Annotated in this window: 9 protein-coding genes and 1 pseudogene; 7 read left to right on the top strand and 3 right to left on the bottom strand. The window is 67.2% G+C overall.

The window, feature by feature from the left end:
• Positions 1 to 24 precede the first annotated feature (24 nt).
• Positions 25 to 696: a response regulator transcription factor gene (locus tag QOC69_RS27300; protein ID WP_526445567.1), complete on the bottom strand. Its 672-nt coding sequence runs from the start codon at positions 694 to 696 to the stop codon at positions 25 to 27.
• 235 nt (positions 697 to 931) lie between these two features.
• Between QOC69_RS27300 and QOC69_RS27295 the strand changes: the two genes are divergently transcribed.
• The 6 genes and pseudogenes from QOC69_RS27295 to QOC69_RS27270 all read left to right on the top strand — a co-directional run bounded on the left by QOC69_RS27295 (position 932) and on the right by QOC69_RS27270 (position 6,802).
• Positions 932 to 1,504, top strand: coding sequence for a hypothetical protein (locus tag QOC69_RS27295; RefSeq protein WP_526445565.1), 573 nt, complete (start codon positions 932 to 934; stop codon positions 1,502 to 1,504).
• Positions 1,495 to 2,178 (top strand): ABC transporter ATP-binding protein, encoded by a 684-nt coding sequence (locus tag QOC69_RS27290; RefSeq protein WP_526445563.1) that lies wholly within the window; start codon positions 1,495 to 1,497, stop codon positions 2,176 to 2,178. Before QOC69_RS27295 ends, QOC69_RS27290 begins: the two co-directional genes overlap by 10 nt.
• Entirely contained in the window at positions 2,175 to 2,894 is a 720-nt protein-coding gene (locus QOC69_RS27285; protein WP_526445561.1) for an ABC transporter ATP-binding protein, read from the top strand. The genes QOC69_RS27290 and QOC69_RS27285 overlap by 4 nt, the downstream gene beginning before the upstream one ends.
• Positions 2,891 to 5,551 carry an FtsX-like permease family protein gene (locus tag QOC69_RS27280; RefSeq protein WP_526445559.1) on the top strand — a complete coding sequence of 887 codons (2,661 nt, stop codon included), beginning with the start codon at positions 2,891 to 2,893 and terminating at the stop codon, positions 5,549 to 5,551. The genes QOC69_RS27285 and QOC69_RS27280 overlap by 4 nt, the downstream gene beginning before the upstream one ends.
• A 58-nt stretch (positions 5,552 to 5,609) precedes the next feature.
• Positions 5,610 to 5,822 carry a hypothetical protein gene (locus QOC69_RS27275; RefSeq protein ID WP_526445557.1) on the top strand — a complete coding sequence of 71 codons (213 nt, stop codon included), beginning with the start codon at positions 5,610 to 5,612 and terminating at the stop codon, positions 5,820 to 5,822.
• 144 nt (positions 5,823 to 5,966) lie between these two features.
• Positions 5,967 to 6,802: pseudogene (locus tag QOC69_RS27270) on the top strand (undecaprenyl-diphosphate phosphatase).
• A gap of 249 nt (positions 6,803 to 7,051) precedes the next feature.
• On the opposite strand, the gene QOC69_RS27265 reads toward QOC69_RS27270, so the two are convergent.
• A complete protein-coding gene (locus tag QOC69_RS27265) occupies positions 7,052 to 7,423 on the bottom strand; it encodes a CD225/dispanin family protein (protein ID WP_526445555.1) in 372 nt (123 codons plus the stop codon).
• A gap of 95 nt (positions 7,424 to 7,518) precedes the next feature.
• Positions 7,519 to 8,778, bottom strand: a complete 1,260-nt coding sequence (locus QOC69_RS27260; protein WP_526445553.1) for a COG4705 family protein — start codon at positions 8,776 to 8,778, stop codon at positions 7,519 to 7,521.
• Positions 8,779 to 8,991: 213 nt separating this feature from the next.
• Between QOC69_RS27260 and QOC69_RS27255 the strand changes: the two genes are divergently transcribed.
• Positions 8,992 to 9,771 carry a COG4280 domain-containing protein gene (locus QOC69_RS27255; RefSeq protein ID WP_526445551.1) on the top strand — a complete coding sequence of 260 codons (780 nt, stop codon included), beginning with the start codon at positions 8,992 to 8,994 and terminating at the stop codon, positions 9,769 to 9,771.
• Positions 9,772 to 9,890: the final 119 nt, after the last annotated feature.

Below are 9,890 nucleotides of genomic sequence, written 5' to 3'. Positions count from 1 at the left end.
GCGCGTTTCGTCGTCCGTTTGCCACTAGCCGTCGACGATACGGTATCCGACACCACGAATCGTCTCGATACCGTGACCGGAGAGCGGTGAGGTGATCTTGCGCCGCAGGTAGCCGATGTAGACCTCGACGATGTTGTCATCACCGTCGAAGTTCGTGTCCCACACCGACCGGACGATCTCGGCCTTGGTGACGACAGTGCCGCGGTGGCGCATCAGGAACTCCAGGACGCTGTACTCCCGCGGCGTCAGCGCCAGTTCCGCCCCTGCACGCGTAACGCGGTGGCGCGCCGGGTCCAGTTCGAGGTCACCGACGGTCAAGACGGCGGGGCGTTCCGGTGCTCCGCGGCGTATCAGCGCCCGAAGCCGCGCGATCAGCACCACGAACGAAAACGGTTTGATCAGATAGTCGTCGGCGCCCAAGTCGAACGCATCGGCCAGGTCGTACTCGCCGTCCTTCGCCGACAGCATCAACACCGGCGTCCACACGCCTTGGGCCCGCATGCCCCGGACGATCTCATAACCACTCTTCCCCGGGATCATGATGTCGAGCACGATCGCGTCGTAAGCGTCGCCGACCGCGGTCTCGAAGCCTTCGTCGCCGCGATGTTCGACGTCGACCACGAAGCCCTCTTCGGCCAGACCGCGACGAATCATCTCCGCGAGGTGCACCTCGTCCTCGATCACCAGCACGCGCATCGCCCATCTCTCCCATCGCCTCCGATCCAGTACACCATGAAGTGCCAGCACGAACGCGACGCGCGTTCAGCATCCCTTCAGCAGGACATTGCCAGACTGTGCCGGTGAGGCTGACATGACTTTGCTCAACCCCGAAGTGCTGCTGCGGCATCCCTGACACCGCTGAATGGCTCACGCCGTCGGAGAGGAACTCGTGAAGACCGCTCGAAACTTGACATCCCTCGTGGTTGCGGCCGTGGCTACTGTGGGTGTGCTCGCCGGATGCGGCGCCAGCACCACCAGCACCACTTCCGGTGCGTCTACGGCAAGCGCAGCCTCGGGAACGGCTGCACCCGAGAACAATCCGGCCGGCGACATCCCCGATACCCAGGTCTACGTGCCCTACACGCCGGCCACGAAGTTGTTCACCGTGTCGGTCCCGGAGGGTTGGGCGCAGACCACCGACGGCGTGGCGACCGTCTTCACCGACAAACTCAATGCGGTGCGCATCGAGATGCAACCGGCGCTGGTGCCACTCACCCCGGACATGATTCGGCAGCAGGAATTGCCCGCGGTCCAATCAGCCAGTCCGGGTTACCGATTCGGGGCGATCGCGGTGGTCCAACGCAAGTCCGGTCCGGTCATTCTGGTCACCTACCAGGCCACGTCGCCACCCAACGAGGTGACCGGCAAGAGCGGCGTCGACGCCGTCGAGCGATACGAATTCTGGCGGGACGGCCATGAGGTGATCCTGACGCTATCCGGCCCGCTCGGAGCCGACAACGTCGATCCGTGGCGCACCATCACCGATTCACTACAGTGGCTGTAGCGGTCGAACCGGTGTCGCCCTGTCCGTTGGAAGCCCGTTCGCTGTATCGCTTCTACCGCGCCGGTGACGAGGAAACCCTGGCCCTGCAGGGGGTGTCCCTTCGGGTCGAGTCCGGTGACCTGGTGGCCGTCACCGGACCGTCCGGCTCGGGGAAATCCACGTTGTTGTCGTGCCTGGCCGGGATGGACGACCCCGACGGCGGCATCGTGCGCATCGCCGGGCAGCGGATCAGTCACCGCACAGAGAGTGACCGTGCCAGGATCAGGGCACGCCACGTCGGCATGCTGTTCCAGAGTGCGAACCTCGCCGAGCACCTCAGCGTCGCGCAGAATCTGGCACTGGTGCGGTCGCTGGCAGGCTGCCCATCCACCGATGCCCCGGACCTGCTGGGGATGCTCGGTCTGCAGGATCGCAGCGGGGCATACCCGAATCAACTCTCTGGCGGGGAACTTGCCCGGGCCGGGCTCGCCGTCGCGCTCGCCAACTCTCCGACGGTGCTCCTGGCCGACGAACCCACCGGTGAACTCGACAGCGCCACCGAAGCCCATGTGCTCGACCTCCTGATCGCCGTGACGCACCGAGGCACCGCCGTCGTCGTGGCCAGCCACAGCTCAGCCGTCGCCGCTGCCGCGACCCGGGTCTTACGCCTCGATGACGGGAAGGCTCGCTGGTGACGACCACCCGACCGGACCTCGACACCGGGGTGACGGCACCGACCGTCGCCGAATGCGTCGACGCGACGAGGTCCTTCGGTTCCGGTTCCACCGCGGTACACGCTCTGAGGTTGGTGAACTGCCGCATACCGGTCTCGGCGCGCATCGCGCTGACCGGCCCGTCCGGTTCGGGGAAGTCCACCTTGATCCACGTGATCGCCGGAATCGATGCGCCAACGGCTGGCACGGTGCGCTGGCCCGGACTGCACGCCGACCGCCTGGGTCGGCCCAATGGCGTCGGCGTGGTGTTCCAGGGTCCGAGCCTGCTGCCCAGCTTCGACGTCGTTGAAAACGTTGCCCTGCCAATGCTGTTCGCAGGACAGGATGAACTCAGCGCCCGCGAGCGCGCGCTGGCCGCCCTCGACCTGGTCGGTATGCGCGAATCGGCGGCCAGGCTTCCCGACGAACTGTCCGGCGGCCAATCACAGCGGGTCGCGGTTGCCCGAGTCGTGGCAACCCGTCCCGCACTGATCCTGGCCGACGAACCCACCGGGCAGCTCGATCACCACAACGCGGACCGGGTCATCACCGCTCTACTGGACACCGCGACAACCATCGGAGCCGCGCTGATGATCGCCACCCACGACCCACTGGTGGCCGCGCGGCTCACCGAACACTGGACGATGCGCGACGGCTACCTCGACGTCGACACGACGGCCGGACCGAACACGCCATGATCGCGACGTGGACGCTCGGCCTGATCCGCCGCCAACCGGGCCGGCTCCTGGGTACCGCAGCTGGCGTCGCCGCGGCGGTGGCGCTGCTCGCCTGCCTCGGCAGTTTCCTGGCCGCCGCGCAGAGCGCGATGACCGCCCGCGCGGCCGGTGCGGTCGCCGTCGACTGGCAAGTCGAAGTCCAACCGAACGGCTCGACACCCACCGTGCTGGACACGGTGCGGACGGCCCCGCACGTGCTGGCGGCATCGCCGGTTGGTTACGCACGGTCGTCCGGGCTCAGCGCCACCGGCGCGGGAAGCATCCGAACAACCGGCCCCGCAACGGTATTGGGCATCCCAACGACCTACCGCGACACCTGGCCGGCCGTCCTACGCACCCTCGCCGGCACCGATCGTGGTGTCCTCATCGCCCAACAAACCGCAGCCAACCTCAATGCGGCGCCGGGCGACACCATCACCATCGCCCGTTCCGGCATGCCGGCAATCGACGTCGTCGTCGACGGCGTAGTGGAACTCCCACAGGCGAACTCGCTGTTTCAGAAGGTCGGCGCACCGCCGGGTGCACAGCCCGCCGCGCCACCGGACAACGTGCTGATTCTCGACGAAGCACGGTGGCACACCGTCTTCGACCCATTGGCGACCGCGCGCCCCGATCTGGTCAGCACCCAGGTCCACACCGCCCTCGATCACGCGTTGCCGAGCGATCCGGCCGCCGCCTACACCCAGGTCACCGCCGCCGCGCACAACCTCGAAGCACGTAGCGCCGGCTCCGCGCTAATCGGTGACAACCTCGCCGCCGCGCTCGACGCCGCCCGCGGCGATGCCGCCTACGCCCGCGTGCTCTTCCTCTTCCTCGGTCTGCCCGCAGCCGTCGTGGCGGCGCTGTTGACCGCCACGGTGGTCGACGCGGGAGCGCCGCGGCGCCGCCGCGAGCAGGCATTGTTGCGCGCCCGCGGCGCGACCACCAGCAAGCTGGTCTGGCTCTCGACGGCCGAGACGATCGTGGTCGGCGTCCTCGGCAGTGCCGTGGGTCTGGCCTCCTCGGCACTGATCGGCCTGGCCAGCTTCGGATCCCCCAGCTTCGGGGCAGACACTGCGGCCGCCGTCAGTTGGGCAGTGGCATCCGTCGCCGTCGGTCTGGCGATCGCCGCCGCAGCCGTGCTGGTGCCGGCATGGCGAGACCTGCGCCGCGTCACCGTCGCCAATGCACGCATCGAGGTACGACGAACCCACGCCCCGAGATGGACCCGGTTCGGCGTCGACATCGTCTTGCTCGTCACCTCGGGCCTATTGTTCTGGTTGGCCGGCCGCTCGGGCTACCAGATCGTCCTCGCCCCAGAAGGCGTCCCGTCGATATCGGTCTCCTACTGGGCGTTCGTCGCCCCGGCCCTGCTGTGGATCGGCGGTGCGCTCTTCATCTGGAGGCTGGCCGACCTCGTGCTGGTGCGGGGCCGCCGTGCAGTCGCCGTACTGCTGACACCGGTCGCCGGCCCGCTGTCACGCGTCCTCTCCCAATCCCTGGCCCGGCAGCGGGCACCGCTGGCCCGCGCGATCGTGCTCCTGGCACTGACGGCGGCCTTCGCCGGATCCACGGCGACGTTCAATGCCACCTATCAGGCGCAGGCCGAGGTCGACGCGCAACTCACCAACGGCGCCGACGTGACCGTCACCGAAGCCCCAGGGGCGGCCGTCCGGCCCGGCGGGGCGAAACTCCTCGCCGCTGTCAGCGGTGTGCGGACGGTGGAACCGATCCAGCACCGGTTCGCCTACATCGGAGGCGACCTCCAGGACCTCTACGGGGTGAACCCAGCCAGCATCGGCAACGTTACCGCGTTGCAGGACAGTTACTTCCAGGGCGGCACGGTCAGATCGTTGATGAACACGCTGGCATCCCAGCCGGATTCGATTCTGGTCAGCGCGGAAACCGTCAGCGACTTCCAGCTGGTGGTCGGCGACACGGTCAACCTCAGAATGCCGAACGCCACCACCCACCAGCTGAGCACCGTCCCCTTCCGGTACGTCGGAGTGGTCACCGAGTTTCCGACCGCGCCCAAGGACAGCTTCTTCGTCGCCAACGCCGGATACGTCGCCCAACGAACGGGCACCGACGCCGTCGGCGCCTTCCTGGTCGACACGGGGGGACGCGATAGCGGCGCGGTCGCCGCCCGCATCCGCGCGCTGCTCGGGACGTCAGCGACCGTCACCGACATCGCCACCGCCCGGGGCAACGTCGGCTCCAGCCTGACAGCGGTCAACCTGGCCGGGCTCACCCGCATCGAGCTGGGGTTCGGACTGTGTCTGGCCGCCGCGGCCGGCGCGCTCGTTCTCGCGCTGGGGCTCACCGAACGCCGGCGAGGCTTCGCCATCGCCAACGCGCTGGGCGCGAACCGCGGCCAGCTCGGTTCGTTCGTCTGGTCAGAATCGACAGTGTTGATCGTCGGCGGGCTCGGCGGTGCCGCCGTATTGGGGTGGGCGTTGTCGCGAATGCTCGTCAGCGTGCTCACCGGCGTCTTCGATCCGCCGCCCGCAGCGCTGTCGGTGCCGTGGGTCTACCTGATCGTCATCACGGTGACCACGGTGGCCGCGATCGGCGCGGTGTCGGCCGGCACGGTCGGCTTCGCCCGACGGTCACCACTGGCCGCGTTGGGCAAGCTGTGACCATGCCGAAGACGCCGACCATGGCGCCCCTTCCCAGGCTGCGCGTGGCGGGCGCCGTATGACGAAGATCCTGCTGTGCGCCGCCCTCGCCTACGCGATGGTCGCGATGGCGGCGATCCTGATCGACGAGGGCGTGACCGACGCCCGTCCTCGTCCCGCCACCACGGTGATCGTCGACATGCCTACGGAATTGGTCGAGGATGCCGTCGAGGTGCGGGCCGCACGCACCGATCGGCCCAGCGGTCGGGCGATCGCATCGGACCACTCGTAGACACCCGTCCGCTGACGATCCCTAGGCCACTAACCCGGCGGAGACGGCGTGTGCCTCGCGCTCGATCTTCAACGCTTCTTCAGCCTCGGTGTGATGTGGTGTCTGCGCCGTGCGCCCAATACCTACCGATGAGGAGCATCCCCTGTGAACATCGTCCAAGCCGTAGTGCTGGGGATCGTCGAGGGCGTTACGGAGTTCCTGCCGATCTCGAGCACCGGGCATCTGACCACGTCGAGAAACTCATGGGTCTGCCGCTGGGTGATGCCGCGGTCACGGCGTTCACCGCGATCATTCAAACTGGGGCGATCCTCGCGGTGATCGTCTACTTCCGGCGCGACATCACGACGTTGGCAACGGTGTGGGTGCGGGGCACCCGCAACAAGCAAGCACGAACCGACTCGGAGTATCGGCTGGCTTGGGCGGTGATCGTCGGATCGATCCCCATCGGCGTGGTGGGTTTCCTTGCCAGGGACGTCGTTTCCGGCCCGCTGCGCAATCTGTGGGTGGTCGCCGGAGCGCTGATCGCCTGGAGCGCGGTGATGTACCTGGCCGAACGTGTTGCAACCCAACGGCGCTCCGAAACTCAAGTTTCGTTGCGCGATGCATTGGTGATCGGCATCCTGCAGTGTGTGGCGCTGATACCCGGTGTGTCGAGGTCGGGTGCGACCATCAGCGGGGGCTTGTTCGTCGGCCTCAACCGTGTTGCGGCAACGCGGTTGTCGTTCTTCTTGTCGATACCCGCCCTGGTGGCGGCCGGCGGTTACGAAGCGGCAACGTCAGCCAGTGACATTGCCAGTGGTGTGGGATGGTTGGCGACGGGCGTCGCCACGGTGGTGAGCTTCGCTGTCGCATACGCCTCCATCGCGTGGCTGCTCCGCTTCGTCTCCGGACATCCGATCACGTACTTCGTCGGCTACCGCCTGGTGCTCGCCGGCGTGCTCATAGTTGCCCTGTCCACCGGTGTCCTCGCCGCGGTCTGATGGTGCACCTACTGGTGTGACCTCGGTTGGGGCTCAATACAGTTGGTCGGAGTACTTCCATGCGTCTCTGACCGCCCCTGGGTCGCCGGCTGGATCGAAGACGCATCCCGAAGCTGGTCGACCCTGACCCCGACCCTGCCGTTCATCGCACATCTCCTTGGTGGTTGCGGTGGGCCGGTGCGTTGCACCGCGGTGATCCCCGATCCGCCCGCTTGACGCACGGTCGACATGGGCCGCGGGCCGGTGTCCTTAGTCGCCGCTGCCCATGTGTTCTCCGCCGTGCTCCATGCCGTGACGCGGTGTTTCGTAGTCTCCGTGGGCGATCAACACAACCACGGCGATGGTGCATAGGACAACGGTGATGACCACCAGAACCGCGGCGATCCATACCGAGAGTTGGCCGAGTCGACGGACCCGGTCGGAGGCGTGCTGTGCGGCTGCGGCATCGCCACTGGCCCACAGGGGATACACGTCGAATGCATGGGTGAACGCCGAGAAGGCCAGCGGCCAGAAGCACAACAGCGTCGCGACCGCCCATCCGGCGTGCGTCGGTGGCGCAGTTCCAGCGGGTGTGGGCGACGCGTCGGCCGGCGTGTCGGAAAGCTCGGCGGTGTCAGACATTTCGTACCTCCTGAGGGCAGAACATGGAGATTGGTGACTGAGTCACGGTCGTCGTGCGGGCGGATAACCCACAACGCGTGGCATCGGCGGTCGTGTCACTGCAGCGAGGTCAGCAGTGTGGTGAGTGCGTGATTCTCGGTGGCAGGGTCGGGACTCTTGGCCCGCAACGCGGTCAGGACGTCGTCGATCTGACCGTCCAGCACGGTCCAGCCGGTGTCGTCGAGGGGTTGCAGTGTCCCCTGGTCGTCGTCCCAAGCGGTTTCGAGGTCCTTGATCCGGGCCGTCGCACCCGCTTGGTCGCCGGCCTGCACCTTGGCGAGCGTGTCCTGGGTAATGGTGCGGAACTTCGCCGTCTCCACCGGCGGGAACTTCGCCGTCGCCGACTGCCCCGGGGCCAGGGTCGCGGTGACCGACGAGCCGGATTCCGCCTCGCTGGCGGCCGCGGTGGAGTGCGGTTGGCCGGCGGCCCAAACGAGCAGAGTGCCTGTGGCGACGGCGATTACGGCGTAGTACCCGTGCATGACGCGCTCGCGGGCCGGGCGCGCGGTGACCGCGGGGGTGTTCGCCCGTTCGTGCTCTTCGATGACGTCGCTGCGCGTAACGGTGAGGTAGACGACCGTGGCCAGGATCGCGGTGAGGAAGATGACGCTGGTCAGCGCAGTGCCCAAGCCGAGGCCCTGTTGGTCGGGCGGGAATCCCAGCCAATCGCCGAGGTTTGCTCCCAGCGGGCGGGTCAGGATGTAGGCCAGCCAGAACGACAGCACGGGATTGGCGCCCAGCCGCCAGCCGATCACGACCGCGACGATCAGGCCGGCCGGCAGAAGCACCGACGTACCGGGTCCCCAGCCGGTGAGCTCCAGGATCCAGTCACCAGCTGCGGTACCCAGGGCGAAGGTGACCAGAATGGCCAGCCAGTAGAAGCACTCTCGCGGCAGCGTGACGATGCTGTGGATCGACAATGTCCGCTCGCGCGCCCACCACACGCCGAAGACCACGGCCAGAACTGCCGCGAACACGCTCGTGCTCAGGGCGAGCGGCACGTGCAGATCATCGGTGAGGATGTCGGTGTACAGGGTGCCCGTCACGCTGATCACCACGACGGTGAGCCAGTAGACGAAGGGCACGTAGCGGGGGAGGCGCAGTTGCCACCCCAGCACCGCGACGAGTACCACCGTGAAGATGAGGGCGGTTGCGTTGAGACCGAGGCCCAACGTCATGTTGATCCAGTCGGCGAAGCTCTCACCCACCGTGGTGCAGAGGATCTTGATGATCCAGAACCACACCGTGATCTCGGGCACCTTGCTCAGCATCGCCCGCCGGGTGTTGACGCCCTTGGGTCGCGTTGTCTCGGTCACGGCACGACCGTAGGGAAACGAGCCTGAAGCGACGCTGAAGAAGCCGTAACGCTGCCCGCGGAGTCCGCAGCCTGGCCACCGCTACGGTTCAACCGTTGGGAGCTCACCGCGCCAACTCGCCCGTTACCGGCAGAAACTAACCGCTGTTACGATCTAATTGCCCGCGTGGAGTGGCGGTGCGGTAGCGGACAACATCCAGTGAGGGGATCACCTGTGAGCGGCTCAGCACTGTTCATCGCGGTGTTTCTGGCGTGCCTGGTCGAAGCGGTCGAGGCATTGACCATCATTCTCGCCGCCGGTACCGCCCGTGATTGGCGTTCGGCCATAACGGGTTTGATCACCGCATTGCTGTCGTTGGTGTTGATCGCCGCCGTACTCGGGCCCGCGGTGTCGGTGATTCCGTTGAGCGGTTTGCGCTTGTTCGTCGGCGGTGTCCTCCTCATCTTCGGGCTGCAATGGCTGCGTAAGGCCATCCTGCGGGCAAGCGGCAACAAGGCCCTACACGATGAAGCGGCGGCCTACCAGGCCACGCTCATCGCTGCCCAGGAGGCCAGCACCCGACGCCGCGGCATCGTCGCCGACTGGTACGCGTTCACGCTGGCGTTCAAGGGTGTTCTCCTCGAGGGTCTCGAGGTCGTGTTCATCGCGTTGACCTTCGGAAGCAACCAGCACAACATCGGACTGGCCGCGCTCGCGGCCATCGCGGCGGTGCTGGTGGTGACGGTGGCGGGTTGTGCCGTCCGGGCGCCGCTGTCCCGGGTGCCCGAGAACAGCATGAAGTTCGTCGTGGGGGTCATGCTCACGGCGTTCGGCATGTATTGGGGTGCCGAAGGCGCGGGCGCGCACTGGCCCGGCGCGGATGCCGCACTCCTGGTCCTCATCCCGGCGGTCGCGCTGTACGCCCTGGCGTTGGTGGCCGTGTTCCGGCGCCGCGACAAGCCCACACCCGTCGTCGAGGACACGGCGGCGGCACGGCGGGAAGGCCTGTCGTGATCACCAGGATCCGCGCGTTCGGCGCCTTCTGGTATGACTTCATCATCGGCGACGACTGGCGTGTCGCGGTGGGCGTCGGCGTCGCTCTCGCCATCACCTATATTCTGAGTCGCACGACG

The organism is Mycobacterium sp. (assembly GCF_032162105.1).
GTDB lineage: Bacteria > Actinomycetota > Actinomycetes > Mycobacteriales > Mycobacteriaceae > Mycobacterium.
The sequence above is the reverse complement of the archived record's forward strand: the minus strand, read 5'-3'. Positions and strand labels throughout refer to the sequence as shown.